The sequence below is a fragment of the Afipia sp. GW823-FHT06G09 genome, assembly GCF_058794875.1.
This window is the reverse complement of sequence record NZ_JBXAHF010000001.1, coordinates 48,872-75,103: the sequence shown is the minus strand read 5'-3', so window position 1 is coordinate 75,103 and position 26,232 is coordinate 48,872. Positions and strand designations below refer to the sequence as shown.

Below are 26,232 nucleotides of genomic sequence, written 5' to 3'. Positions count from 1 at the left end.
TTAATCGTCTGCCAGATAATGGCCAGACTTGCCGCCCTTTTTCTCGACCAGACGGACGGCCTCGATCTGAATGCCGCGCTCCACAGCCTTCACCATGTCATAGATGGTGAGGCACGCGACCGACACCGCGGTCAGCGCTTCCATTTCGACGCCGGTCGGGCCCTTGACCTTCACGGTCGCGCGCACGCGGCAGCCGGGCAATTTGGTGTCGGGCGTGATGTCGAGCGTTACCTTCGACAGCGCCAATGGATGACAGAGCGGAATGAGGTCGCAGGTGCGCTTTGCCGCCATGATGCCGGCGACGCGCGCGGTGCCGAGCACGTCGCCCTTGCTGGCATTGCCCTTCACGATCAGATCGAGCGTCTTGCGGGTCATGATGACATGACCTTCGGCCACGGCCACACGCTCGGTGTCCGGCTTGGCGGAGACGTCCACCATGCGCGCTTCACCCTTGGCGTCGATATGGGTGAGGGCGGCGCCTACCTTCTTCTTTGATGTCTTTTTGGCCACGGCTCAGCGCGTCCCGGTGGCGCGTTGTGCATCGCTGCGGGCAAGCAACGTACGCGTCGCAGCCGTCACGTCGGCCTGGCGCATCAGGCTTTCGCCGACGAGGAACGTGTTCATGCCCACACCCGCAAGCCGTGCAAGATCGTCAGGCGCGAAGATGCCGCTTTCGCCGACGCTGATGCGATCCTTCGGGATCAGCGGTGCAAGCTCTTCGCTGGTCGCAAGCGTGACCTCGAATGTCCGCAGATTGCGGTTGTTCACGCCGAGCAGCGGCGATTTCAGCTTCAACGCGCGGTCGAGTTCCTCACGATTGTGCACCTCGAGCAGCACGTCCATGCCGTGGGCGAAGGCGGCATCCTCGATGTCCTTTGCTGCCGCGTCGTCGAGCGCCGCCATGATGATCAGGATACAGTCGGCGCCGTGCGTCCGGGCTTCGGTCACCTGATAGGTGTCGTACATGAAGTCCTTGCGCAGCACCGGGAGGGAAACGGCTGCACGCGCGGCGACCATGAATGCGAGCGAGCCCTGGAACGAGGGCGTATCGGTCAGCACCGAAAGACACGCCGCTCCACCGGCTTCATAAGCTTTGGCGAGAAGAGGCGGATCGAAGTCGGCGCGAATGAGTCCCTTCGACGGCGAGGCCTTCTTGATCTCTGCGATCAGTGCATAGTCGCCGTTGGCGTGCTTCGCGCGAATGGCGTTGACGAAACCGCGCGGTGCGGGCGCTGCCTTGGCACGCGCCTCCATCTCGCTGAGAGGAACAGCGCGCTTGGCGGCGGCGATTTCCTCGCGCTTGTAGGTTTCGATTTTATCGAGGATATCCGACAAGGGTATTGGCTCCTCAAGCATTGGAGACGGCGACAAGGCGCTTGAGCCTGTCCGCCGCCGCACCAGTGTCCAGCGCCTTGGTGCCGAGCGCAATGCCTTCCTTCAGGTCCTTGGCCTTGCCTGCAACCACGAGCGCAGCCGCGGCATTCAATAGCGAGACATTGCGGTAGGCGTTCTTCTCGCCCTCCAGCACGTCGCGAAGCGCCCTGGCATTGGCCTCGGCGTCGCCGCCCTTGAGTTCCGCAGCCGTCGCGCGCGGAAGTCCGCCGTCCTCGGGCGTGACTTCAAATGTGCGGATGTTGCCCTTTTCGAGAGCCGCGACGAAGGTCGGGCCCGTGAGGGTGATCTCGTCGAGGCCGTCGGAGCCGTGCACGACCCAGACGGATTCAGCGCCAAGATTTTTCAGTACCTGCGCCAGCGGCTCGACCCAGTGCTTGGAGAACACGCCGACCATCTGCCGCTTGACGCCGGCCGGATTGGACAGCGGCCCGAGCAGGTTGAAGATGGTGCGGGTGGCGAGTTCGACGCGGGTGGGACCGACGTTCTTCATCGCCGGGTGATGCGTCGGCGCGAACATGAAGCCGATGCCTGCCTCGGCGATGCAGCGGCCAACGCCTTCCGGCGCGATGTTGATGTTAACGCCGAGCGCGGCCAGCGCGTCGGCCGCGCCTGATTTCGACGACAGCGCCCGGTTGCCGTGCTTGGCCACGGGAACGCCGGCGCCGGCAAGAATGAACGACGCGCAGGTCGAGACATTCACGGAGCCGGAGCCGTCCCCGCCGGTGCCGACGATATCGACCGCGTCGGCAGGCGCCTTCACGGTCAGCATCTTGGAGCGCATCGCCGAGACCGCGCCGGTGATCTCGTCCACGGTTTCGCCGCGCACACGCAGGCCCATCAGCAGGGCGCCCATCTGCGAGGGCGTTGCTTCGCCGGACATCATGCGATCGAACGCGGAGGCTGCCTCGTCACGCGACAGGGCCGCGCCGGTGGCGACTTTTCCGATAATGGCTTTCAGGTCGTCCATATAACTTCCGCTCAAATGAGCTTTTATCCCAACATCACTGAGCGGCTGAGGCGCCGGTCGCCACGGCAAACGCGTTCTGGTTGATGGTCACGCCGATATCGGTTTCGAGCTTTGCGATATAGGCCGTCAGTTGCTCTTCCATCTGCGCGCGGCGAAGGCTCTCGGTCAGCTTCTTGACGTCCTCGGATGCCATGTCGACCGGCGGCACCACGACATCTGTGACCTTGAACACGATCCATTCGCTCGCACCGCTGCCTTCGGTCTGACCGACGCCGTCCTTCGGGGTGCGGAACACAGCCGCCACCAGCCGCTCAGGAATATCCTTGGCGTCGGTGTCGCGCTTGAACAGCTTGGCCGTCTCGACCTTGAGTCCTGCAGCCGCGGCCTCGGCGTCGAAGGCCGCGCCCTTTTCCAGCTTTCCGACGATCTCGGCGGCCTTGGCGCGAAGGCGGGTCGAGATTTGTTCGTCGCGCCAGCGCGCTTCGACCTGATCCTTCACTTCGTCCAGGGTGCGGTCGCGCGAGGGCGTGACACCGAGCACGTCGAACCACAACTCGCCGCCGTTGTACTGCACGGGCTCGTTCTCGACGCCGATGTTGCTGGCGAACGCGGGCGACACGAGATCGATGCCCTGCGGCAATCCGGTGACCGGCTTGCCGTCCGGTCCGCGGCCGGAGCGGTCGATGGCTTCAATCGTGGTGGCCTTCAGCCCGAGCTTCTGGGCGGCTTCGGCGATATTCGATCCGCCGCCGCGTTCATCCTCGATCTTGTTGTGCAGGTCCTGCATCTGGGCCCGCGCACGCTCCAGCGCGATCTCGCGCTTGATCGTCGGTGCAACGGTCTCATAGGTCGGGTTGGTGCCGGGTTCGACCTTGGTGACTTTGAGCAGCGCTGTGATGAGGGTGCCTTTGACCGGCTGGCTCACGGTGTCCGGCGCGAGCGCGAATGCGGCGTCGGCGATCGCGGAATCGCCGATTGAGGCCTTCGCGACATTGCCGAGATCGGTGTCGGCCGTGGTCAGCTTGCGTTCCTTGGCGATGTCCTCGAACGACGTTCCGGCGGCGATGCGCTCGCGCGCCGCCTTGGCTTCGTCGGCATTCGGGAACGGAATCTGGAAAATCTGGCGCTTCTCCGGCGTCGCGTACCGTTCGCGGCGCTGCTCGAAGACCTTCTTTGCGTCCTCGTCGGACACCGTGATCGACTTGGCGAGTTCGTCCGGTGTGAGAGCAAGCACGGCGATCTTGCGATACTCCGGCGCCCTGAACAGTTGCTTGCGTTCGTCGAAATAGGTCGCCAGCGCTTCGGGCGAGGGCGGCGCGATGGTGCCGGCCTGCGCGGCGGTCAGCTTGACGTAGTTGGCCGAGCGCTGCTCGTTCTGGAAACGGACCAGCGCTTCGACCTGGGTCTTCGTCGGCTCGAGGCCGGCGACGATGGTGCCTGTGAGTTGGCGGCGCATCGCCACGCGGCGCTGTTCGGCGATGAAGCGCTGTTCGGTGTAGCCGGCCTGGCGGATCGTCTGCACGAACCGCTCATGGTCGAACTTGCCGTCGAGCCCCCTGAAGGTCGGGTCGCTCGAAATGGCGCGCACGATATCCGCGTCGGACTGTCCAAGCCCCATGCGGCGCGCGGTCTCGTCCAGGGCAGCATCGGAGATGACCTCCTGAAGCACCTGACGGTCGAGGCCGAAGGTGCGCGCCTGCTCCATGGTCAGAGGCCGGCCAAAGCGGCGGCCGATCTGCTGGACCTTGTCGGTGAACAGATTCCGGAACTGTTCAGTGGTGATTTCGGTGCTGCCGATCTTGGCGAGCGATGCCTGTCCGAATCCCTTGAAGATGTCGGCGATGCCCCAGATGCCGAAACTGATGATCAGCACGCCGAACATGACGGACATCACCGTCTTGCCGAGCCAATTCGATGAGGCTTTACGCATTCCTCGGAGCATGGGTCCAACTTGATGTTCAGGGGGTGGGGCGGTCCGCCGCAGAGGCATTACCGCGTTGTTTCGCCAACATATAAAGGGGTGCCGGTTCCCTAGCAACCATACAGACGGCGGCGCTTCAGCGCGGTTAACCTTCTGCAATGTGGAAACGGCGCCGGGGAACTGGCGTCTGTGGGCACCCTCTGCTAGCGCAAATCGACCAATTACAAGGTGAGATCAACGATGACCGACACGCGCCGCCCCCTGATCGCCGGGAACTGGAAGATGAACGGCCTCAAGGCTTCGATGAGCGAGCTTGGGGCCATCGCGCAAGGCGCGGGGGATATCTGGCGCAAGGCCGATCTCCTGATCTGTCCTCCCGCGACGCTGATGTTCACGTCCGCGGCGGTGGTGATCGGATCGAAGGTCGCAATCGGGGCGCAGGATTGTCATCCCGCGCCATCCGGCGCTCACACCGGCGATATTTCGGCGGAAATGCTGGCGGATGCCGGAGCAACGGCGATCATCGTCGGGCATTCCGAACGCCGCACGGATCATCACGAGAGTGATGCGCTCGTGCGTCAGAAGGCCGAGGCGGCCTGGCGCGCAGGCCTTGTCGCCATCGTCTGCGTCGGTGAAACGCAGGCCGAGCGCGATGCCGGACAGGCGCTGGATGTGGTCGGGCGTCAGCTTGCCGGATCGCTTCCGGACGGGACGACGGCAGTCAACTTGGTGGTCGCCTACGAGCCGGTTTGGGCCATTGGAACCGGACGCACCCCGACGACGAAAGATGTCGAGGAAGTCCATGGGTTTATCCGGGCCAAGCTGAAAGATCGGTTCAAGGGTGAGGGCGGCAATTTGCGCATTCTCTACGGAGGTTCCGTAAAGCCGTCGAACGCGGCCGAATTGATGGCCGTCGCCAACGTGGACGGTGCCCTGGTGGGTGGCGCCAGCCTGAAAGCAGCTGATTTCCTTGCGATTGCGGCGGCGTGCCCCTAAATCTCCCGCAATCCTGAGCGGTCTGTCGGGGGTGACAATCACCCCCGCAATCGTGTACAGACCGCGCAACTTCAACCCCCGCAAGCACCGACGCGACCGGCTCCCGGCGCTGGAGGCTTGTGACGGAAGGTAACGATGCAGACTGTCATTATCGTCATCCATCTCATGCTCGTCCTTGGCCTGATCGGCGTCGTGCTGTTGCAGCGCTCGGAAGGCGGCGGCCTCGGCGTCGGAGGTGGTGGTGGCGGCGGCTTCATGTCCAGCCGCGGTACGACCAACCTGCTGACCCGCACCACGGCCATTCTGGCGACGGGCTTCTTCATCACCAGCCTGTTCCTGTCGTGGCTCGCGAGCTACGAGCGCAAGCCCGCGTCGATTCTCAACACCAGCCCTGCGCCGATCTCGCAGCCGGGTGGCGCGCCGCAGGCTCCGGTCGGCGGTCTGCTCGACTCGCTCAAGAAGCCGGATGCACCGGCTGCTCCTTCGGCTCCGGCCGCACCGCAGGCGCCGCAGTCCAAGTAATCCAGACAAATGCTGTGCAGTCATGCGTGAGCCGCTTGCCTGCACATCTGAGAATTGCCTTCCAAGTTACTGACTGAACTTCCATATCAGGGCTACCCACAGCGCATTGGAATCCCGATGCGCGCGTGGGTTTCGTTTTGCGAATCACACCGGCGGAGCTAAAGGTAGAATCCCATGACGCGGTATATTTTCATCACCGGCGGCGTGGTCTCCTCGCTCGGCAAGGGTCTGGCTTCAGCGGCGCTCGGCGCTGTTCTGCAGTCACGAGGCTACAAGGTCCGCCTTCGCAAGCTCGATCCCTATCTCAATCTCGATCCCGGAACGATGTCGCCGTACCAGCACGGCGAAGTGTTCGTGACCGATGATGGCGCCGAGACCGATCTCGATCTCGGTCACTACGAGCGCTTCACCGGCCGTCCCGCGACCAAGCAGGACAACATCACCACCGGGCGCATCTATCAGGACATCCTGAACAAGGAACGCCGCGGCGACTATCTCGGCGCGACCGTGCAGGTGATTCCCCACGTCACCAATGCCATCAAGGAATTCATCCTCGGCGGCAACGAGGGCTACGACTTCGTGCTCTGCGAAGTCGGCGGTACTGTCGGCGACATCGAGGGCCTGCCGTTCTTCGAGGCGATCCGCCAGGTGAAGAACGACCTGCCGCGCGGCGAGGTGATCTACATCCACCTGACGCTGCTGCCGTACATCCCGAGCGCCGGTGAACTGAAGACCAAGCCGACCCAGCATTCGGTCAAGGAACTGCGCTCCATCGGTATCCAGCCGGACATTCTTCTGTGCCGCACCGACCGCGAAATTCCGAAGGAAGAGCGCCGCAAGCTGGCGTTGTTCTGTAACGTGCGCGAATCCGCCGTGATCGAGGCGCGCGATGTCGACAACATCTACGCGGTGCCCGAGGCCTATCACGCCGCCGGGCTTGACGACGAAGTGCTGGCCGCGTTCGGCATCGTTGATATCAAGCCGCCCAAGCTGGAAAGCTGGCACACCATCAACGAGCGCATCCGCAATCCCGAAGGCCAGGTGACCATCGCCATCGTCGGCAAGTACACCGGCATGAAGGATGCCTACAAATCGCTGATCGAGGCGTTGTCGCACGGCGGCATCGCCAACAAGGTGAAGGTCAATCTCGACTGGATCGAGTCCGAGGTTTTCGAGAACGAAGATCCCGCGCCGTTCCTCGAACACGTCAACGGCATTCTGGTGCCAGGCGGCTTCGGCCAGCGCGGTGCGGAAGGCAAGATCAAGGCGGCGCGTTTTGCGCGCGAGCGCGATGTGCCGTATTTCGGCATCTGCTTCGGCATGCAGATGGCGGTGATCGAGGCCGCACGCAATCTGGTCGGCATCGAGGATGCCAACTCAAGCGAATTCGGCCCCACGAAGGAGCCGCTGGTCGGCCTGATGACTGAGTGGCTGCGCGGCAATGAGCTCGAAAAGCGCAGCAAGGCAGGCGACCTCGGCGGCACCATGCGGCTCGGCGCCTATCCCGCCTCGCTGAAGAAGGGCAGCCGCGTCTCGGAAGTTTACGGCGGGGCGCTGGAAATTTCCGAGCGGCATCGTCACCGCTACGAGGTCAACACCGCCTACAAGGATCGCCTCGAACAGCACGGCCTGCGCTTCTCGGGCATGTCGCCGGACGGCGTGCTGCCGGAAATCGTCGAGTACGAGGACCATCCGTGGTTCATCGGGGTGCAGTACCACCCCGAACTGAAATCGCGTCCGTTCGAGCCGCATCCGCTGTTCGCGTCATTCGTACAGGCGGCGATGGTCCAGAGCCGGCTGGTCTAAGCCTTCACCATTTTTGAGCGCATCGCTTTTGCTCGATGTAACGGCGCTGTTGCCAGTCAGCCTGCACTGCGGCCGTCGCGTCAGGCGATAGACCGCAGCCGGCGGCACATTCAGCATGGCCCGGTCGAGCAATGTCGCCTTCAGGCCGAGCCTGTCGAGAATGGGGCGCGGCACCGGGCAGGTCATGCCGTAGGTGAACTGGTAGAATGCGCCGCCGGGGCGGATGTAGCTGAACGCGCCGCCGACAATCGACACGATCTTTCGGGTCGACATGTTCAGAAGCGGAAGGCCGCTGACGACTGCGCCCACAGGCGCGCCCTCGAACAATGCACTGCCCGCCAGCCGGCCCGCGTCCATCCAGAGCACCCGCGCGCCGGGGAAGCGGACCTGCAGCAGCCTCATGAAGTCGGAGCCGTATTCGATCAGCGTAAGGTTCTCCTGACGCACGCCGCGTTCTAGCAGCTTGTAGGTGAATGCGCCCGTGCCCGGTCCAAGTTCGATGATCGGACCGGTCGATGGTGTGATCTCGCTGGTGATCAGGTTGGCCAGCGCCTCGCCGGACGGGGCGATTGCGCCGACACGGCCGGGGGCGGACATCCAGGCGAGAAAGAACGACAGAAAATCTTGCGGCATTGATGCTCCAGAACGAATTGACGAGCGGGCGGTGCCGCTCGTGTGCCGTCCCGAATCGCAACCGATGACGGGACGCGCGCAATATCGCGGCCGTGCATTGCGACAACATTGCGTGACGTCTTGCGGAGGAGTGACTCGAGGATCGAGTGAGGCGGACGCATTCGCGCGCGATGCGCCGGCGCGGAGGTTGCGTGTGTGACTGTCGTGCTACGGAGAAAAAATGGCCGGCAGTGTTATCCTGAAACAGGCGCCGCCGTGCTGATTGTCGAGCACGGTCACGTATCCCCGATGCAGGTGAACGATTTCGCGGACGAGATTAAGTCCGAGCCCTGCGCCGCGGTCGAGCGGCTGAATCCTGTAGAAAGGCTCGAAGATGCGTGCGCGCTGTTCCGCAGGTATGCCCATTCCCTGATCGATGACGTCGATGGTGCAGGGGAATGTAACCCTGACGCTGATTGTGCCCTGGTGACCCGCGTGTTCGATCGCATTCTGCACCAGATTGGTGATTGCTCGCTCAAGCGCGGTCTGGTCTCCAAGCGTTTCAACCGGCTCGGCCGCGGCCTCGAATGATATGTCGTAGCCCGCAGCGATTGCGAGCGGCGCAAGGTCGGCAACGACGCGCCGCCCGACCGCCACGAGATCAACCCGGGAGAATGGCGTTCGGTTCTGGTCGAGCCGCTGAATGTCGAGCAGTTGCTCGGCCAGCGTTGCCAGGCGGGCTGCATCCTCCATCAGGCGCGTCTTGTCCGGGCCCTGCGGCAATGACTCGAGCCGCGTGCTCAGGATGGCGATCGGTGTGCGAAGCTCATGGGCAGCATCAGCGGTAAAACGCTTGTGGCGAGCATATCCCTCGTCGAGCCGCACGAGTGCATCGTTCACGGCGTTGACCAGCGGTGCGACTTCAGCGGGAACATCCTCGAGCGGCAATCTGGCGCCGCGCTTGTCAATATCAATGCGACGGGCCTGATCGGCTGCGGCGTCCAGGCCGGTAAGGGCGCGGCGAACCACGATCGGTGTTGCGATGACGGTTGTCAGGGTCATGAGCAACAGGCTCGGCAGTGCGAAGCCGACGAACACCATGAACGCTACCAACGCAGCCTTGCCGGCGGACATGTCGCCCTGCGTCGCCGTCAGTATCTGCACGTTGCCTGCGGCGGTTTCGACGCGCTTCAACCGCGCAGCGGGTTTGCGCGGATCGTCATTCAACATCTGCCAGCCAAGCCGGGCCTGACTGATGTGGTCAAGCGCGCCGCCGATCTGCGCGAACTCGAGCGGGACGGACCCCTCCGACAGGGATTGTCCCTGCCGATCCCGGATGACGAACCAGAGATCGGGAACATCGGACCGCAACTTCTTAAGTTGCGGCGTCGAGACCAGATCAAGCTTGCCCTCTGCGTCGCGCTCGACAGCCTTTTGAAGGACATCGATGGCATGCTCTTCGTCGCGGTTGTCGAGAAGAAGACCCGTGCCCCACAACGTACCGACGATCAGCAGAACGAGAAGCGCCAGCAGCGCGGCCTGCAACGGCACCAAGCGCCAGACCAGCCGCGATTTCAGGGAAGGCGAGGTCGATTGCAGCGTCATGTCTGCTGCTTCAACAAATAGCCGACGCCGCGAATGCCGTGAATTTCGACGCCGGCGTTCGCGTCGGTGAGTTTCCGCCGAAGCCGCGATACATGCGTGTCCAGCGCATTCGACTGAATCTCGTCATCGAAGTTGTAGACGGCCTCTTCAAGGGTCGGCCTTAGCACGGTTCGGCCCAGACGCCGCAGCAAGGCTTCCAGAACGAGCAATTCACGGCGCGGCAACTCCAGCAAACGCCCCTCAACGCTGGCCTCGCGGTGGCTGAAATCGAAGGTGAGGCGACCGGCCCGCATGTGATCGGACTGAAGGCCCGCAGGCCGGCGTAGTACCGCGCGCAGCCTCGCCAGCAGTTCTTCGACGGAAAACGGTTTCGTCAGATAATCATCCGCGCCGCTGTCGAGACCGGCAATGCGGTCCGCGAGATCGCCGCGCGCGGTCAGGACGATGATGGGGATGCCGTCGGCTCGGGCCCGAACCTTTGGAATCAGCGAGAGACCATCGCCATCGGGCAACCGGCGGTCGAGCAGAACGGCGGCATGGACATCGGCCGCGATGGCTTCTTCTGCGTCGGCAAGGGTCGGCACATGGTCGACCACCATGTCATAGCCCTTCAGCGCGGCGGACAGGGCGGCAGCCATTTCCGGTTCGTCTTCCACCAGCAGGATTCGCATTACGTGCACTCGCTCATGAGAGATGTCCTAGAGCACGTGCATTGCGGCTGCATTGCGGGAACTGGATAACGGCTATCGACAACACCGCCAAACCGCCGTCAAGCGATCCTTGACGGATTTATAAAGGCGGACATACTGTCAAGATATCCTTGACGGAGGCCATGCCGTGGCTGGAAAGTCTGAAGCCGCTGCTCCAAAAGCGCCCATAGACATTTTATTCTGCTCATTCTGCGGCAAGTCGAAGGACGCCGTCAAAACGCTGATAGCCGGTCCGACCGTTTTCATCTGTAATGAGTGCGTCGCTGTCTGCACCAAGTTTATCAGCGGCGAGGCGTCGCCCGAGCAAACGGATTGGGACAAGTGTTCCGACGAATTCCTGCTTGAACAACTTCCGCGCACATCGGCCATCGCGGACGCCGCCGGCGATCACTTGGCGTCGCACGTCGCAACGCTGCGCAAGCGGGAAGTGACATGGGAGGCGATCGGCAGGGCGCTCGGGGTTTCCCGGCAGGCGGCATGGGAGCGGTTCTCCTGAGACGAGAATCGGGATCGGGTCGAGTATGACTCCCAAAATAAAACCGCCGCCTCTTCAATCGACGGACGATCCGGTGCGGCCATGGGGAGAACGTCCGGCTGACCGGCAGCCGGACGTGCCGGGTGACCAGCCACCCGTTCCTGTCAGGAGGCGCGGGCGCGGCTCGGGGATGTTGGCGTCCGTGATCTTCGCGGGTCTTCTGTTGGCGGGCGTCCTCCTTCCTGCATATCGGGATATCTCGTCGCCGGGCGCATGGTCCTATTGGAGAGAGTTTTTCGGTTCGCCCAGCATGACCGCTTCGACGGTCAGCGTGGCCGACGGCCGGAGGGGGCTCGCCATCGACGGGCGGATCGGACCTGCGTCCGCGAGCTGGTTTCGTGAACAACTCGACGCGGCCAAGCTCACCAGCGGCGATGTGGTCTTCCTGTCGTCGCCGGGCGGCGCGCTCGATCAGGGCCTGATCATGGGGGCGGTGGTCCGTTCGCGCGGACTGACGACGGTGGTCGGGAGAGTCGATTCCAGCGGGCGTCCGCAACCAGCGCGCTGCGCCAGCGCATGCGTGTTTGTCTTCGCAGGCGGCAAGGTCCGCGAGGCGATGCCGCGTTCCATGCTCGGCGTTCACCAGTTCAGCAGCACAGGGGCGAAAGGCGATGAATCGGCGGGCGATCTGGTCTCGCGGACTCAGCGCACCACCGGCATCATTCTCGACTACATGACACAGATGGGTGTTTCGCCGTCGATCATGCAGGCGATGACGGCGAGCAAGGATATCCGCTGGCTTACCGAGAAAGAGGCATTCGAGATGAACCTGGTCACGGCGCGTTACGCAGGAAGCTGAGAACGCAAAGCCTACTTCGGACAGCCCGAGGTCTGATCGCCGGTGCGCGCCGCGGGCTTGCCGTTGATATAGATGCCACCTGCGCCGCCAACCACAACGCCGCCGCATCCGGTCTTGCCGCTCATCACAGCCGCAGGCTTGCCGTTGATGAAGACGTTTGGAGAGCCTTCGACAATCACGCTGCCGTCGCTGGTGGTATCGCCCTGCCGCGCGGCGGGCTTGCCGTTGAAGGTGACACCGCCTGCGCCACCTGTGACCACGCCGGGCGCTCCGGGTGACTGCGCAGGAGCGGATGTTATCAAGCCGGATGCCGCGATGGCCAGCGTCAGGCCAAGCAAAGTCTTTTGCATGAATAGTTCTCGCATTGGTCCTCGAGAAGCGCTTGATAACGGATCGCTCAGGCCACTATATGCCGTTCCCTGAGAGCCTGCATAATCCAGTCGGCGTAATTCGTCCGCCGGTTCAATCAACAAGAGGGGCCCATGAGCAAAATCTATGAAATGCGCGTTTATCGCTGCCTTCCGGGACGGCTTCCCGATCTGATGAATCGTTTTCAGAACCACACGCTGAAGATTTGGGAAAAGCATGGCATTCGTCAGGCCGGTTTTTTCACCACGGTGGTCGGCCAGTCCAATCAGGAACTGACATACTTCCTGGCGTGGGACTCGCTTGCGGAGCGCGAGCAGAAATGGACTGCATTTTCGACTGATCCGGTCTGGATATCCACCCGCGCCGAGACCGAGAAGAACGGTCAGATCGTCGAGAACATCGTCAGCCAGTTTCTGGCGCCGACGGCATTTTCCTCGGTGAAGTGAGGGCGCCTCCGCGCATCGGTCATGTCCCGCGGTCTCGATCACATCGTCCATGCCGTCCGCGATCTCGATGCCGCGGCGGATTTCTACCGCCGCGCCGGCTTCACGGTCGGCGCGCGCAACCGGCATCCGTGGGGCACGCACAATCATGTGGTGCAGTTTCCCGGTTTCTTCATCGAGATTCTCACGGTCGCCGAACCCGAGAAGCTCGGAGACGACGGCCTGTCGCTGCATTTCGGCACTCCCAACCGTGAAGCGATCGCGCGCGGCGATGGCTTCTCGATGCTGGTGCTTGAGAGCACCGACAGCGAGGCCGATGTCGCCGACTTCGCGCGACATGGCATTGGTGCATCGAAGTCGTTGCCGTTTTCGCGCGAGGCGAAGCTGCCTGATGGAAGCGCTACGACCGTCGGTTTTTCGCTCGCCTTCGCGCGTGATGCACTGTCGCCCCACACGACGTTCTTCACCTGCAAGCAGCACAATCCGGCCGCGTTCTGGAAACCGGACTATCAGCAGCATGCCAATGGCGCGAGCAGCGTTCTCGGCGCGGTCCTTGTCGCAGACAATCCCGCTGATCATCATATTTTCCTCGGTGCACTGACCGGGGTGCGCGATCTCCATTCCAGTTCGATCGGCGTCACCGCAAACACCCCGCGCGGCGATGTCGAGATCATCGAAGCGGTGTCGTTCCGCGACCAGTTTGGAACCTTGCCGAAACTGGATGGCGAGGGCGCTTCGATCAAAGGGCTGCGCCTCGCGGTGCCAGACATCGAGGCTACCGAACGGGTCCTCAAAAGCGGCGGGGTGGCCTCGAACCGGCACATCGGCCGGCTGGTGGTGCCGCCTAAGGCAGCCTTTGGCGCAACCCTGATATTCGAGACACCGGCCGGGATTTGACGGGCCGGACTTGATCGGGCACTCCCTCACCGGCATGGTCCAACCGATTTTCTGAAAAGGGACACCCTTTGAACGCCAAGATTTCCGCGGCCCCGGTGGTTTCCGCAGGCAACGTCAAGTTCGGCAACGCGCTGCCTTTGGCGGTGATCGCCGGGCCGTGCCAGTTGGAGAGCCGCGCGCACGGGCTTGAAGTGGCTTCCGCGCTGAAGGAGATCGCCGCGCGCCTCAAGATCGGGCTCGTCTACAAGACCTCGTTCGACAAGGCCAACCGCACCAGCGCGTCCGGCGCGCGCGGCATGGGCCTCGAGAAGGCGCTGCCGATCTTTGCCGAAATTCGCGAAACACTCGGTCTGCCGGTGCTGACCGATGTCCACGAAGCCGAACAATGCGCGCCCGTGGCCGAGGCGGTCGACGTGTTGCAGATCCCGGCGTTCCTCTGCCGTCAGACCGACCTGCTGCTGGCGGCCGCGGCGACCGGCAAGATCGTGAATGTGAAGAAGGGCCAGTTCCTCGCGCCGTGGGACATGGCCAACGTCGTCGGCAAGGTCACCGGGGGCGGCAATCCGAATGTCATGGTGACCGAACGCGGCGCATCGTTCGGTTACAACACATTGGTCTCCGACATGCGGGCGCTGCCGATCCTTGCGCGCACCACCGGTGCGCCGGTGATCTTCGATGCGACCCACTCGGTGCAGCAGCCGGGCGGCAAGGGGACTTCATCCGGCGGCGAACGGGAGTTCGTGCCGGTGCTGGCGCGCGCTGCCGTGGCCGTTGGCGTCGCGGGTGTGTTCATCGAGACGCATCCCGATCCCGACAACGCGCCGTCGGACGGGCCGAACATGGTGCCGCTGAAGGATTTCGAGGCACTGGTGAAAAATCTGATGGGATTTGATGCGCTCGCAAAGAGCGGAGCGCGCTAGGCCTGCGCCGGCGCGGCGTTAAAGGAACGAACGAAGTCCTGATGCTGCCGATCCTCAATGTCATCGCCGCGACGACGTTCGCATCGGCCCTTTCGTCGCGTGCGATGGAGCCGGTGCTGCCGCTCGTGGCTGGCGATTTCGGCGTCACGGTCGCGACCGCAGCGAGCCTGTCGGCAGCCGTCGCGCTGACATTCGCCATTGTGCAGCCGATCCTCGGTGCCGCGGCCGACATGTTCGGCAAGCCCCGGTTGATGATCGCGTGTCTGGTTCTGCTCGGCGCTGCCAACATCGTCGGGGCGATGGCGACCTCGTTCGAAATGCTGTTCCTGTCCCGCATCCTCTGCGGCATCGCCGCGGGAGGTACATTCCCGATCGCATTCGGATTGACCGGCGATCTGGTGCCGACGGCGCAAAGACAAGTGGCGCTGAGCCGTGTGCTGGCAGGCGCCATGACCGGAAACCTTCTGGGGGCGTCGGCGGCCGGGGTGATCGGCGACTTTCTCGGATGGCGCGGCGTTCTGGCAGTTCTCGGCGTGATCATGGTGGTTGCGTCGGTGGCGGTGTTCATGGGCTTCCGGCGCGGCGGCGTGACCAGTCCGCGAAGCGGAGTCAGCTTCAAGTCGCTGAAAGACGGCTATCGCACGATCCTGCACAATCCCAATGCGCGGGTGTGTTTCACCGCGGTCTTTATCGAGGGAATCTGCGTTCTCGGTCTTTTCCCGTTCGTCGCCGCGTTTCTGTTCGAACTCGGCGAAACCCGCGCGTCGATACCGGGCGTCGTGATCGCCGCATTCGCGCTGGGCGGGTTGCTTTACAGCATGAGCGTCGCGCGGCTGCTGCCGCGATTTGGCGTCAACGGCTTGATGATCGGCGGCGCCGTGGTCGTGGCGCTGCAGTTCGTGATTATCGCGTTCGGGCCGCGGTGGGAGATCCAGGCGATCTCGTTCCTCATCATGGGCTGGGGGTTCTATTCGCTGCACGGCTCGTTGCAGGTGTTCTCCAGCGATCTCGCGCCCGAGGCGCGCGCCTCGGCGATGTCGCTGCATGCGTTCTGCTTCTTCATGGGGCAGGCGGTGGGGCCGATCGTCTACGGCTTTACGCTGGCGCATGCCGGCAAGCAGGCGACGCTGATCATGAGCGCGATGGTCATCCTCGTGCTCGGCATCGTGGCCGCGCGGCTGCTGCATCAGAAGCCGGGGGAGATGGCGGATATCTAGCGCATGATCCAGAAAAGCAGGAACCAGTTTTCCGACCAGATCATGCGCAAGTAGATCATCCCCGTCCGCGATAGGGCGGGACGCCCTGATCCGGCATCCATACATTCGCCGGAAGTTTTCCAGCCTGCCAGAACACATCGATCGGCATGCCCCCGCGTGGATAGAAATATCCGCCGATCCGAAGCCAGCGCGGCGCCAATAGTTTCGTCAGCCGCTTGCCGATGGACACCGTGCAATCTTCATGGAACGAGCCGACGTTGCGGAAGCTGTTGAGATAGAGCTTCAGCGACTTCGACTCCACGAGCCATTTATTTGGCACGTAATCGATGACGAGAATGGCGAAATCCGGCTGGCCGGTGACCGGGCAGATCGAGGTGAATTCCGGCATCGTGAAACGTGCGACATAATTCGTGTCGGTATGCGGATTCGGCACCCGGTCGAGCTGCGCCTGTTCGGGCGAGGCAGGTGTTTCGACCTGCTGGCCGAGCTGCAACGAGGGCGCGGCGGTCTTGGTGATGCGGGGCTTTCTGGACATCGGTATCTCCATTTATCCCCTGATAGCGATTCCTGATCAAAACGTCACGGGATCAAAGACTTCGGTTGGCCTTTTCGAGCGCGGCGCGTTCCTGTAGAAGCTGCCCCAATCTTCAATCCCACGCCCTGAGAGGATGCACATGACCGCCATCGTCGACATCATCGGCCGCGAAATTCTGGACAGCCGCGGCAATCCGACCGTTGAGGTCGATGTGGTGCTGGAAGACGGTTCGCTGGGCCGCGCCGCCGTTCCCTCGGGCGCTTCCACGGGCGCACATGAAGCTGTCGAACTGCGCGATGGCGACAAGGGCCGGTATCTCGGCAAGGGCGTGCAGAAGGCTGTCGAGGCGGTCAACGGTGAGATTTTCGACGCCATCGGCGGCATGGAGGCCGAGCAGCAGGTTCAGATCGACCAGACCATGATCGATCTCGACGGCACCCCGAACAAAAGCCGGCTTGGCGCCAACGCCATTCTCGGTGTGTCGCTCGCCGTTGCCAAGGCCGCGGCTGAATCGCTCGGCATGCCGCTCTATCGCTACGTCGGCGGAACCTCGGCACGGGTCCTTCCGGTGCCGATGATGAACATCGTCAACGGTGGTGTGCATGCGGACAATCCAATCGATTTCCAGGAAATCATGGTGATGCCGGTCGGCGCCAAGTCGTTTTCCGAAGGCCTTCGCGCGGGCGCGGAAATTTTCCACACCCTCAAGGGCGAGTTGAAGAAGGCCGGTCACAATACCAACGTCGGCGACGAAGGTGGCTTCGCACCGAACCTGCCGTCGGCGGATGCGGCGCTCGATTTCGTCATGAGCGCCATCGGCAAGGCCGGATACAAGGCGGGCGGCGACATCATGCTGGCGCTGGACTGCGCCTCGACCGAATTTTTCAAGAACGGCTCGTATGTCTATGAGGGCGAGAAGAAAACCCGCTCACGCTCGGAGCAGGCCAAGTACCTTGCGGATCTCGTGTCGCGCTATCCGATCGTGTCGATCGAAGACGGCATGGCCGAAGACGACATGGACGGCTGGAAGGAACTGACCGACCTGATCGGATCGAAATGCCAGCTCGTCGGCGATGACCTGTTCGTCACCAACGTCACGCGCCTTGCAGACGGTATCAAGAAGGGCCTCGGCAATTCCATTCTGGTGAAGGTCAACCAGATCGGCTCGCTCACCGAGACGCTTGCCGCCGTCGAGATGGCGCACAAGGCAGCCTACACCGCCGTGATGTCGCACCGTTCCGGCGAAACCGAAGATTCGACCATCGCGGACCTCGCCGTTGCCACCAACTGCGGGCAGATCAAGACCGGGTCGCTGGCGCGCGCGGATCGCACCGCGAAGTACAACCAGTTGCTGCGCATCGAGCAGGAGCTCGGCAACCAGGCGGTCTACGCTGGCAGGTCGGCGCTCAAGGCGCTGGCGTAAACCGCTTTCTACCGGAAGGCGTGCCGACGCAACGCTGGGTTTCGTTTCACATCGCGCTTGCGGCTTGCCTTGGCGGGCCGCACTCGCTTGAGTGGCGTCCGCGAAAATCAAGCTGCGGGAGACATACGCCATGAATGGTCCGCTTGCCGGAATTAAAGTCATCGAAATCGGGCAGGCGCTCGCGGGTCCGCTGGCCGGCGCAATCATGGCCGACATGGGCGCGGACGTCATCAAGATCGAGAAGCCCGACGGCGGCGACGACGCCCGCAGCTGGGGACCTCCCTTTATCGAAGAAGCCTCGATCATGTTTCACGTCACCAACCGCAACAAGCGGTCGGTGACGCTCGACATGAAGAACGCGGATGATATCGAGAAGCTCAAGACCCTCGTTCGTGATGCCGACATCCTGATCCAGAATCTGCGCTCGGGCGTGGTCAACGATCTCGGCATCGGCCCCGAGCACATGCGCGCGATCAATCCGCGATTGATCTACTGTTCGATCTGGGCGTTCGGGCCGAAGGGGCCGCTGTCGAAGGCGCCGGGTTTTGATCCGCTGCTTCAGGCCTTCGGCGGCGTGATGATGCAGACCGGCCGTCACGAAGACCCGCCGACGTTCTGCGCGCCCGCGATCAACGACAAGGCGACAGCTCAATGGTGCGTGATTGGCGCACTCGGCGCGCTTCAGCAGCGTCACGTCACCGGCAAGGGATGTGTGATTGACACCTCGCTGCTCGACAGTGCGGCGTCGTGGGTGGATTCATCGCTGGCGACCTATCACGTCACGCAGGAGCTTTCGCCGCGCACCGGCGCGGCGACGCCGACCATTGTGCCATATCAGGTGTTCGACACCGCCGATCACCCGCTGGTAATCGCCGCAGGCTATGACCGGCTGTTTCACAAGCTTGCGACCGTGCTCGGATTCCCCGAATGGTGCACCGACCCGCGGTTCGCGAGAGGCAGGGACAGGTTCGTCCATCGCGACGTTCTGATCGGATTGCTGAAGCCTGTATTGCTGACAAAGACGCGTGCGGAGTGGCTCGCCGCCTTCGAGGCGGTGGGCGTGCCGTCCAGCCCGGTGAACACCATCGCGGAGTTGCAGCAGACCGAACAGTTCAAGGCGTCCGACCTGATGCGCACGCTGCCGGGCAGCGAATTGCCGGTGGTGGGCTTGCCGATTTCGTTCGACGGGCAGCGTCCGCATCCGCACTCAGGCGCACCCCGGCTGGGGCAGCACAACGACGAACTGCTGGGTTAGCCGGCAGAACACGATCCCGCGATCTGAGTTAATGCACTTGCATCCTTTTTAGGGCGCGGCTAAGCCCGCTTACGGAATTTCTTTGCCGTTGAAAGGATGTCCTCATGGCCCATACCGTTGCCGTTATCGTCGGCAGCCTCCGCAAGGAGTCGTTTTCGCTCAAGATTGCCAATGCCTTGGCGAAGATTGCTCCGCCATCTCTCAAGCTTGAGATCGTGACGCTTCACGGGCTGTCATTTTTCAATCAGGACCTTGAAGCGACGCCGCCGGCGGACTGGGTCGCATTCCGCGAGAAGATCCAGACGTCCGACGCGGTTCTTTTCGTCACGCCCGAATACAACAGGTCGACCTCCGGCGTTTTGAAAAACGCGATCGATGTCGCGTCGCGCCCCTACGGGAAAAGCTCGTTTCTCGGTAAGCCGACCGGCATCGTTGCCAATTCACCCGGCCCGCTGGGCGGCGTTGCCGCGGCCATGCATCTGAAATCGATTCTTCCGGGCATTTCCGGACCGATCCTCCAGCAGCCCGAAATCTATCTGAACGGGGTGGGCGATGCGTTCGACGACAAGGGCAACCTCACCAAGGAAGCGCTCGAGAAGGTGCTGAAGACCTACATCGATGCCTTCGCGACATGGGTCGACAAGCTCAAGACATGATTCTGTCGTGATGCGGCGGCCCGGCTGTTAGCAATAGGTTAACCGGGCTGTCGCATCGTGCGGGTATGGTTTCACGCACACGACTCAAAGCCATCATGACCGGCCTCGCGCTGTACGCGATTGCGGCGGCGCTGATCGCCTATTTCGGCGTCAACGCTTATACCGGCAAGTACGGTCTGAACGCGCGCCAGGAACTCGATCAGGAAATCGTGCTGCTGACCGCGGAGCTGGCGCGGCTCAAGGCGGAGCGAACTGCGGCAGAACAGCGCGTTTCCCTGCTTCGCTCTGACCGTGTTGATCCTGACATGCTCGACGAACGTGCGCGTTACCAGCTCGACTATGTGCATCCGCGCGACCTCGTTCGGATGATCGGTCAGAACTAGGTTTCAAATTTCAAAAATCGTTCGCTTTCGATTCTAAAATTGCTGTCGCTGCATTGCGTCATAGATGAGCGAAGCGTTTGTGCACGCTTTGCTTTTCATTGCGATACGAGTTGGGGTACAGAAGTTGGTACCCGCTCTCTTATCCGGACAAGCCATGGCAACAGCGAAGAAAACCGCCGCGCAAGATGCTGGCAACGGCTCCCGCCATCCCAACAATCTGACATTCACGAAGGACCAGGAGCTTCGCGCGTTTCGCGAGATGATGCTGATCCGGCGCTTCGAGGAGAAGGCGGGTCAACTCTACGGCATGGGCGCGATCGGCGGTTTCTGTCATCTTTACATCGGCCAGGAAGCGGTCGTGGTGGGTATGCAGATGTCGCTCGAGCAAGGTGACCAGATCATCACCAGCTATCGTGATCACGGTCACATGCTGGCCTGCGGGATGGACCCCAAGGGGGTGATGGCGGAACTGACAGGACGTGAAGCCGGCTATTCCAAGGGAAAGGGCGGCTCCATGCACATGTTCAGCAAGGAGAAGAACTTCTACGGCGGCCACGGCATCGTCGGTGCACAGGTTCCGCTCGGCACCGGTCTCGCGTTCGCCAACCGCTATCGCGGCGACAAGAATGTCAGCGTCGCTTATTTTGGCGATGGCGCGGCCAATCAGGGGCAGGTCTACGAAAGCTTCAACATGGCGGAGCTCTGGAAGCTTCCCATCATCTACGTCATCGAGAACAACCGTTACGCCATGGGCACTTCGGTCTCGCGTTCGTCGGCGCAGACCGATTTCTCCAAGCGCGGCGCGTCGTTCAACATCCCGGGCGAACAGGTCGACGGTATGGACGTCCGTGCGGTGAAAGCCGCGGGCGACAAGGCGGTGCAGTGGTGCCGCGAAGGCAACGGGCCTTACATTCTCGAGATGCAGACGTACCGTTACCGTGGCCACTCGATGTCCGATCCCGCCAAGTATCGGACCCGTGAGGAAGTGGACAAGGTGCGCCACGACAGCGATCCGATCGAGCAGGTGAGGCAGCGGTTGCTGGACCTCAAGGTCAGCGAGCAGGAGCTGAAGGCGATCGACGCGGAAGTGCGCGAGATCGTCAACGAGGCGGCGGACTTCGCGCAGCACGCGCCGGAGCCGGATGCGTCCGAGCTATACACCGACATCTACCGATAAGTGCGGAGCCACCATGCCGATTCAAGTTCTGATGCCCGCGCTTTCGCCCACCATGGAGAAAGGGAATCTTTCCAAATGGTTGAAAAAAGAGGGTGAAGCCATCAAGTCCGGCGACGTGATCGCCGAAATCGAAACCGACAAAGCCACCATGGAAGTCGAGGCGACCGACGAGGGGACGCTCGGCAAGATTCTTGTCGCTGAAGGCACCAATGATGTCGCCGTCAACACACCGATCGCGACCATCCTCAGTGACGGTGAGAGCGCCGCCGATCTGGGCAAGGCCCCGGCCGCCGCTGCCGCCAAGGCCCCTGAGGCCAGTCCTCAAGTTAAGCAAGAAGTTGAAGAGTCGCGCTCACCCGTCGGGGAAGGCAAGCCCCAGATCAGCGCTCCGCCGGTGGTCGCGGCGCCAGCCGCTCCGGTCGAGCCGGACCCCGAAGTGCCGCCCGGCACCGAGATGGTGAAGATGACGGTGCGCGAAGCGCTCCGCGATGCCATGGCCGAGGAAATGCGCCGCGACGGCGATGTGTTCGTGATGGGTGAAGAGGTCGCCGAGTATCAGGGCGCCTACAAGATCACCCAGGGCCTGTTGCAGGAATTCGGCGCGCGCCGCGTGATCGATACGCCGATCACCGAGCACGGTTTCGCCGGCGTCGGCGTCGGTGCGGCGATGGCCGGGCTGAAGCCCATTGTTGAGTTCATGACCTTCAACTTCGCGATGCAGGCGATCGACCAGATCATCAACTCCGCGGCGAAGACGCTCTACATGTCCGGCGGCCAGATGGGCTGCTCGATCGTGTTCCGCGGACCGAACGGCGCGGCGGCACGCGTGGCCGCCCAGCACAGCCAGGACTACTCGGCGTGGTACTCGCAGATTCCGGGCCTCAAGGTTGTCGCGCCGTATTCGGCGGCGGATGCGAAGGGTCTGCTCAAGGCGGCGATCCGCGATCCGAACCCGGTGATCTTCCTTGAAAACGAAATTCTGTACGGGCACACCGGCGATGTGCCGAAGCTCGACGACTATGTCGTTCCGATCGGCAAGGCGCGGATCGTGCGGCCGGGCAAGGACGTGACGCTGGTGTCATGGTCGAACGGCATGACCTATGCGCTGGGCGCCGCCGATGAACTCGCCAAGGAAGGCATCGAGGCGGAGGTCATCGATCTGCGCACGCTACGTCCGATGGACACCGAGACGATCATCAATTCGGTGAAGAAAACCGGACGCGCGGTCGCGGTCGAGGAAGGCTGGCAGCAGTCCGGCGTCGGCGCGGAAATCGCGGCGCGGATCATGGAGCAGGCGTTCGATTATCTCGACGCGCCGGTTGCGCGCGTGTCGGGCAAGGACGTGCCGATGCCGTACGCGGCCAATCTCGAAAAGCTTGCGCTGCCGACGGTGGCGGAAGTCGTCGCCGCCGCCAAGGCTGTTAGTTATCGCTGAGAGAGCAGGACCAGTGCGGTGGTTCAGAAGTTCGCTTCATCATTCCGCGAATTCTTCAAGCGAACTTATGAACCGAAACCGCACTGGATAGTAGATTTGCGAGTGTCCCTTCGAATCCGAAGTTCGTAACGGAGGGCGCCGTACAATGAGACGAACTTTGGATTCGGGACACTCGTATCATGCCGATCAACATTCTGATGCCTGCACTGTCTCCCACCATGGAGAAGGGCAACCTCTCCAAGTGGCTCAAGAAGGAAGGCGACAAGGTCAAGTCAGGCGATGTGATCGCCGAGATCGAGACCGACAAGGCGACGATGGAAGTCGAAGCCGTCGATGAAGGCACCATCGCGAAGATCCTCGTGCCGGAAGGCACCCAGGATGTTCCGGTCAACAATGTCATCGCGGTGCTTGCTGGTGACGGCGAAGACGTGAAGGCCGCCGGAGCAGGTGCCGCATCGGCTGCGCCTGCGAAATCGGAAGCCGCGCCTGCGCCCGCTCCGAAAGCTGCCGCGCCTGCCGCAGCACCGGCTCCGGCTGCTGCATCCGCGCCAGCGAAGCCTGCTGCTGCGCCAGCCGCCGCAGCGGCTTCTGTACCAAGCAACGGCGCGCGCGTGTTCTCGTCGCCACTGGCGCGGCGTCTTGCCAAGGACGCCGGGATCGATCTGTCCCGCGTCACCGGTTCGGGGCCGCATGGCCGCGTGGTTGCGCGCGACATCGATCAGGCGAAGTCCGGCAAGGGCCTCAAGCCCGCAGCCAGCGCAGGCGCTCCGGCAGCCGGCACCGGTGCAGTCGGTGCACCTGCGATGTCGGACCAGCAGATCCTTGCGCTGTATGAGGAGGGCGGTTACGAGAGCGTGCCGCACGACTCGATGCGCCGGACCATCGCGCAGCGTCTCACCGCTGCGACCAATTCGATGCCGACGTTCTATCTCACGATTGATTGCGATCTCGGCAAGCTCAACGCGGCGCGCGAGGATATCAACGCCGCTGCGGGCAAGAACGCAGACGGCAAGCCGCTCTACAAGATTTCGGTGAACGACTTTGTCATCAAGGCGATGGCGCTCGCGCTGCAGAAGATTCCGGAGGCAAACGTCTCATGGACCGAGACGGCGATGCTTCGCCACAAGCATTCGGACATCGGCGTCGCGGTGGCGCTGCCATTCGGCCTGATTACCCCGATCATTCGCCAGGCCGAAATCAAGACCCTGTCGGCAATTTCCAGCGAGATGAAGGATCTCGCTGCGCGCGCCAAGGCCAAGAAGCTCAAGCCGAACGAGTATCAGGGTGGCACGTCGTCGGTATCGAACCTCGGCATGTACGGCATCAAGGACTTTACCGCGGTGATCAATCCGCCGCAGTCATCGATCCTTGCCGTCGGCACGGGCGAGGATCGGGCTGTCGTGCGCAATGGCCAGATCGTTGCTGCGTCCATGATGAGCGTGACATTGTCCTGTGATCATCGCGCCATCGATGGCGCGCTTGGCGCGGAACTGATCACCGCGTTCAAGAAGCTGATCGAAAACCCCGTGATGATGGTGGTGTAGGCCGGGAGCGCATATGCGCCGGTTTGGGATCATTGCACTTGCCTGCGTGCTCGGTCTTGCTGCAGCCCTCGCGTTCGGTTACGTCGCTGGGCTTTTGCGGCCGTGCCAGGGTGAGCGGCTGTCGTGTTCGATGACGGAGATCATCGGCCTTATCTATACGCCGGTCTTCAGCGTCATTGCGCTGATCTGCTTTACTGTGGCGGTGTTCTGGAGGAGCGGCCCTCGCGCCCTGAATATCGCGCTGCTGGTGCCATTGGTGCCATTCCTGTTGCTGGCTGCGGGCCTGAAGTATTCCGACATATCGGTCCGCGAGTTTCATGAAATTCGCGAGGGCGACATTCAGGAAATGCTGCAGATTGTCGGCCCCATCATCCTGACGTTGATCCTGCCATGGGCCATGCTCCGGCGTTTTGCAGGGCGTCTCGAACCGAAAAACATTCGAACGGCTGAGACATCTTTCAGTGGAGGCGGCCACTGACGAAGCCAATGATGTTCCGAACGGCGAGATGGACTCAGTCGGCGCTTGCGGGCGCGGCGACCGCGACGTTTCTACAGGACGTCGCGTGGACAACAGTGCAAGACTACTACCGGCAATAGCGCGCCAACGGGCGAATGGAGTTCTTTATGGCTGATACATCTTTCGACATTGTCGTGATTGGCTCCGGCCCCGGCGGCTATGTCACCGCCATCCGCGCGGCGCAGCTTGGTTTCAAGACCGCGATCGTGGAGAAGGCCTATCTCGGCGGCATCTGCAACAACTGGGGCTGTATCCCGACCAAGGCGCTGCTGCGCTCGGCGGAAATCTATCACTACATGAAGCACGCCAAGGATTACGGCCTGTCGGCGGACAATGTCTCGTTCGATCCGAAAGCCGTGATCGCGCGTTCACGCGGCGTGGTGAAGCGCCTCAACGGCGGCGTCGAATTCCTGATGAACAAGAACAAGATCACGATCATCTGGGGTGAGGCGACGCTGGACGGCGGCGGCAAGTTCACCGTGAAGAAAACCGAAGCCGCCGCGCCCAAGGGCGCGCTGGGTGCGGGCACTTACAACGCAAAGCACATTATCGTCGCGACCGGCGCGCGGCCGCGCGTGCTGCCGGGTCTCGAGCCCGACAAGAAACTGGTCTGGACCTACTTCGAGGCGATGAACCCGGACAAGATGCCGAAGTCGCTGCTGGTGGTCGGCTCAGGCGCCATCGGCATCGAGTTCGCGTCGTTCTACCGCACCATGGGGGCGGAGGTGACCGTGGTTGAGGTGCTGCCGCAAATCCTTCCCGTCGAGGACGCGGAGATTGCTGGCTTTGCGCGCAAGCAGTTCGAGAAGCAGGGCATCAAGGTGATGTCGAACACCAAGGTGACCAAACTCGACAAGAAGGCCGACAGCGTTGTCGCCACCATCGATGACGGCAAGGGCAAGCCGGTGCAGATCGAGGTGGATCGCGTGATCTCGGCGGTCGGCGTGGTCGGCAACATCGAGGGCTTCGGACTCGAAAAGCTCGGTGTGAAAACCGATCGCGGCTGCATCGTCATCGACGGATACGGCAAGACCAATGTGCCCGGCATCTATGCCATCGGCGACGTCGCCGGTCCGCCGATGCTCGCCCACAAGGCCGAGCATGAAGGCATCATCTGCGTCGAGGCGATCAAGGGGCTTCATCCGCATCCGATGGACAAGACGCTCATTCCCGGCTGCACCTATTGCCATCCGCAGATCGCATCGGTCGGCCTCACCGAGGCGAAGGCGAAGGAAGCAGGCAAGGACATTCGCGTCGGCCGTTTCCCGTTCGTCGGCAACGGCAAGGCCATCGCGCAGGGCGAAGACCAGGGCATGGTCAAGGTGGTGTTCGACAAGAAGACCGGTCAGCTTCTCGGCGCGCACATGGTCGGATCGGAAGTCACCGAACTGATCCAGGGCTTCGTTGTGGCAATGAACCTCGAGACCACCGAGGAAGAACTGTTCCACACCATCTTCCCGCATCCGACCATTTCGGAGACGATGAAGGAAGCTGTGCTCGATGCCTACGGCCGCGTGCTGAACATGTAATCCGGAAGCTGGAGCCTGATCCAGATCAAGGCGCTCGGCTGCGCAAGGGCCTGCAATCGTCAGT

The 26,232-nt window shown here is 62.5% G+C and carries 26 protein-coding genes and 1 pseudogene; 18 read left to right on the top strand and 9 right to left on the bottom strand.

Translation table 11 applies throughout. The features are described from left to right. Genes moaC through AC1Q67_RS00360 form a run of 4 tightly spaced genes read right to left on the bottom strand, consistent with a single transcriptional unit; the run spans position 1 to position 4,292 of the window. Positions 1-510: a cyclic pyranopterin monophosphate synthase MoaC gene (moaC, locus tag AC1Q67_RS00375; protein ID WP_492235610.1), complete on the bottom strand. Its 510-nt coding sequence runs from the start codon at positions 508-510 to the stop codon at positions 1-3. Between the two features lie 3 nt (positions 511-513). Then, positions 514-1,335 carry an indole-3-glycerol phosphate synthase TrpC gene (gene trpC, locus AC1Q67_RS00370; protein WP_492235611.1) on the bottom strand — a complete coding sequence of 274 codons (822 nt, stop codon included), beginning with the start codon at positions 1,333-1,335 and terminating at the stop codon, positions 514-516. 13 nt (positions 1,336-1,348) lie between these two features. After that, on the bottom strand, positions 1,349-2,362 hold the full coding sequence (gene trpD, locus AC1Q67_RS00365; protein ID WP_492235612.1) for an anthranilate phosphoribosyltransferase: 1,014 nt from the start codon (positions 2,360-2,362) through the stop codon (positions 1,349-1,351). Between the two features lie 34 nt (positions 2,363-2,396). Then, positions 2,397-4,292 (bottom strand): peptidylprolyl isomerase, encoded by a 1,896-nt coding sequence (locus AC1Q67_RS00360; RefSeq protein ID WP_492235613.1) that lies wholly within the window; start codon positions 4,290-4,292, stop codon positions 2,397-2,399. Between the two features lie 231 nt (positions 4,293-4,523). On the opposite strand from AC1Q67_RS00360, the gene tpiA reads away from it, so the two are divergent. From tpiA to pyrG, 3 genes are all read left to right on the top strand, one after another. Then, complete coding sequence (gene tpiA, locus AC1Q67_RS00355; RefSeq protein WP_492235614.1) at positions 4,524-5,279, top strand: triose-phosphate isomerase; 756 nt, start codon at positions 4,524-4,526, stop codon at positions 5,277-5,279. Between the two features lie 135 nt (positions 5,280-5,414). Beyond that, a complete protein-coding gene (gene secG / locus AC1Q67_RS00350) occupies positions 5,415-5,801 on the top strand; it encodes a preprotein translocase subunit SecG (protein WP_024575338.1) in 387 nt (128 codons plus the stop codon). Positions 5,802-5,975: 174 nt separating this feature from the next. After that, positions 5,976-7,607 (top strand): CTP synthase, encoded by a 1,632-nt coding sequence (gene pyrG / locus AC1Q67_RS00345; protein WP_492235615.1) that lies wholly within the window; start codon positions 5,976-5,978, stop codon positions 7,605-7,607. Here pyrG and AC1Q67_RS00340 read toward each other — a convergent pair. The 3 genes from AC1Q67_RS00340 to AC1Q67_RS00330 form a co-directional block, all read right to left on the bottom strand. Next, positions 7,566-8,240, bottom strand: a complete 675-nt coding sequence (locus AC1Q67_RS00340) for a class I SAM-dependent methyltransferase (protein ID WP_492235616.1) — start codon at positions 8,238-8,240, stop codon at positions 7,566-7,568. The two genes, pyrG and AC1Q67_RS00340, sit on opposite strands and share 42 nt — an antisense overlap. A gap of 207 nt (positions 8,241-8,447) precedes the next feature. Continuing rightward, positions 8,448-9,824: a sensor histidine kinase gene (locus tag AC1Q67_RS00335; RefSeq protein WP_492235617.1), complete on the bottom strand. Its 1,377-nt coding sequence runs from the start codon at positions 9,822-9,824 to the stop codon at positions 8,448-8,450. Further along, positions 9,821-10,495, bottom strand: coding sequence for a response regulator transcription factor (locus AC1Q67_RS00330; RefSeq protein WP_492235618.1), 675 nt, complete (start codon positions 10,493-10,495; stop codon positions 9,821-9,823). The genes AC1Q67_RS00335 and AC1Q67_RS00330 overlap by 4 nt, the downstream gene beginning before the upstream one ends. A gap of 205 nt (positions 10,496-10,700) precedes the next feature. On the opposite strand from AC1Q67_RS00330, the pseudogene AC1Q67_RS00325 reads away from it, so the two are divergent. Both AC1Q67_RS00325 and AC1Q67_RS00320 read left to right on the top strand, forming a co-directional pair. Continuing rightward, a pseudogene (locus tag AC1Q67_RS00325) lies at positions 10,701-10,805 on the top strand (ClpX C4-type zinc finger protein); the annotation flags it as partial. Positions 10,806-11,055: 250 nt separating this feature from the next. Next, a complete protein-coding gene (locus AC1Q67_RS00320) occupies positions 11,056-11,868 on the top strand; it encodes a COG3904 family protein (RefSeq protein WP_492235619.1) in 813 nt (270 codons plus the stop codon). 11 nt (positions 11,869-11,879) lie between these two features. On the opposite strand, the gene AC1Q67_RS00315 is transcribed toward AC1Q67_RS00320, so the two are convergent. After that, positions 11,880-12,218, bottom strand: a complete 339-nt coding sequence (locus AC1Q67_RS00315; protein ID WP_492235620.1) for a PAAR domain-containing protein — start codon at positions 12,216-12,218, stop codon at positions 11,880-11,882. A gap of 132 nt (positions 12,219-12,350) precedes the next feature. Between AC1Q67_RS00315 and AC1Q67_RS00310 the strand changes: the two genes are divergently transcribed. The 4 genes from AC1Q67_RS00310 (at position 12,351) to AC1Q67_RS00295 (ending at position 15,714) form a co-directional block, all read left to right on the top strand. After that, complete coding sequence (locus AC1Q67_RS00310) at positions 12,351-12,683, top strand: NIPSNAP family protein (protein ID WP_492235621.1); 333 nt, start codon at positions 12,351-12,353, stop codon at positions 12,681-12,683. A gap of 21 nt (positions 12,684-12,704) precedes the next feature. After that, complete coding sequence (locus AC1Q67_RS00305) at positions 12,705-13,577, top strand: VOC family protein (RefSeq protein WP_492235622.1); 873 nt, start codon at positions 12,705-12,707, stop codon at positions 13,575-13,577. Between the two features lie 68 nt (positions 13,578-13,645). Then, a complete protein-coding gene (gene kdsA, locus AC1Q67_RS00300) occupies positions 13,646-14,497 on the top strand; it encodes a 3-deoxy-8-phosphooctulonate synthase (RefSeq protein WP_492235623.1) in 852 nt (283 codons plus the stop codon). A 41-nt stretch (positions 14,498-14,538) separates the two neighbouring features. After that, positions 14,539-15,714, top strand: a complete 1,176-nt coding sequence (locus AC1Q67_RS00295; RefSeq protein ID WP_492235624.1) for an MFS transporter — start codon at positions 14,539-14,541, stop codon at positions 15,712-15,714. A gap of 55 nt (positions 15,715-15,769) precedes the next feature. Here AC1Q67_RS00295 and queF read toward each other — a convergent pair whose 3' ends face one another. Beyond that, a complete protein-coding gene (gene queF, locus AC1Q67_RS00290; RefSeq protein WP_492235625.1) occupies positions 15,770-16,249 on the bottom strand; it encodes a preQ(1) synthase in 480 nt (159 codons plus the stop codon). A gap of 139 nt (positions 16,250-16,388) precedes the next feature. Here queF and eno point away from each other — a divergent pair, with 139 nt between their 5' ends. From eno to lpdA, 9 genes are all read left to right on the top strand, one after another. Beyond that, positions 16,389-17,672 (top strand): phosphopyruvate hydratase, encoded by a 1,284-nt coding sequence (gene eno / locus AC1Q67_RS00285; protein ID WP_024575351.1) that lies wholly within the window; start codon positions 16,389-16,391, stop codon positions 17,670-17,672. A gap of 130 nt (positions 17,673-17,802) precedes the next feature. Continuing rightward, the gene (locus AC1Q67_RS00280; RefSeq protein ID WP_492235626.1) at positions 17,803-18,927 is read left to right on the top strand and encodes a CaiB/BaiF CoA transferase family protein; all 1,125 of its coding nucleotides are present in this window, start codon (positions 17,803-17,805) and stop codon (positions 18,925-18,927) included. 104 nt (positions 18,928-19,031) lie between these two features. Further along, the gene (locus tag AC1Q67_RS00275) at positions 19,032-19,583 is read left to right on the top strand and encodes an NADPH-dependent FMN reductase (protein ID WP_492235627.1); all 552 of its coding nucleotides are present in this window, start codon (positions 19,032-19,034) and stop codon (positions 19,581-19,583) included. A 65-nt stretch (positions 19,584-19,648) separates the two neighbouring features. Next, a complete protein-coding gene (locus tag AC1Q67_RS00270) occupies positions 19,649-19,966 on the top strand; it encodes an FtsB family cell division protein (RefSeq protein WP_024575354.1) in 318 nt (105 codons plus the stop codon). A gap of 154 nt (positions 19,967-20,120) precedes the next feature. Beyond that, on the top strand, positions 20,121-21,143 hold the full coding sequence (pdhA, locus tag AC1Q67_RS00265; RefSeq protein ID WP_024575355.1) for a pyruvate dehydrogenase (acetyl-transferring) E1 component subunit alpha: 1,023 nt from the start codon (positions 20,121-20,123) through the stop codon (positions 21,141-21,143). 13 nt (positions 21,144-21,156) lie between these two features. Then, a complete protein-coding gene (locus AC1Q67_RS00260; RefSeq protein WP_024575356.1) occupies positions 21,157-22,578 on the top strand; it encodes a pyruvate dehydrogenase complex E1 component subunit beta in 1,422 nt (473 codons plus the stop codon). Between the two features lie 179 nt (positions 22,579-22,757). Beyond that, positions 22,758-24,122: a pyruvate dehydrogenase complex dihydrolipoamide acetyltransferase gene (locus AC1Q67_RS00255; RefSeq protein ID WP_492235628.1), complete on the top strand. Its 1,365-nt coding sequence runs from the start codon at positions 22,758-22,760 to the stop codon at positions 24,120-24,122. A 13-nt stretch (positions 24,123-24,135) separates the two neighbouring features. After that, a complete protein-coding gene (locus tag AC1Q67_RS00250; protein WP_492235629.1) occupies positions 24,136-24,600 on the top strand; it encodes a hypothetical protein in 465 nt (154 codons plus the stop codon). Between the two features lie 146 nt (positions 24,601-24,746). Further along, positions 24,747-26,168 carry a dihydrolipoyl dehydrogenase gene (gene lpdA / locus AC1Q67_RS00245; RefSeq protein ID WP_492235630.1) on the top strand — a complete coding sequence of 474 codons (1,422 nt, stop codon included), beginning with the start codon at positions 24,747-24,749 and terminating at the stop codon, positions 26,166-26,168. The last annotated feature ends 64 nt before the right edge of the window (positions 26,169-26,232 follow it).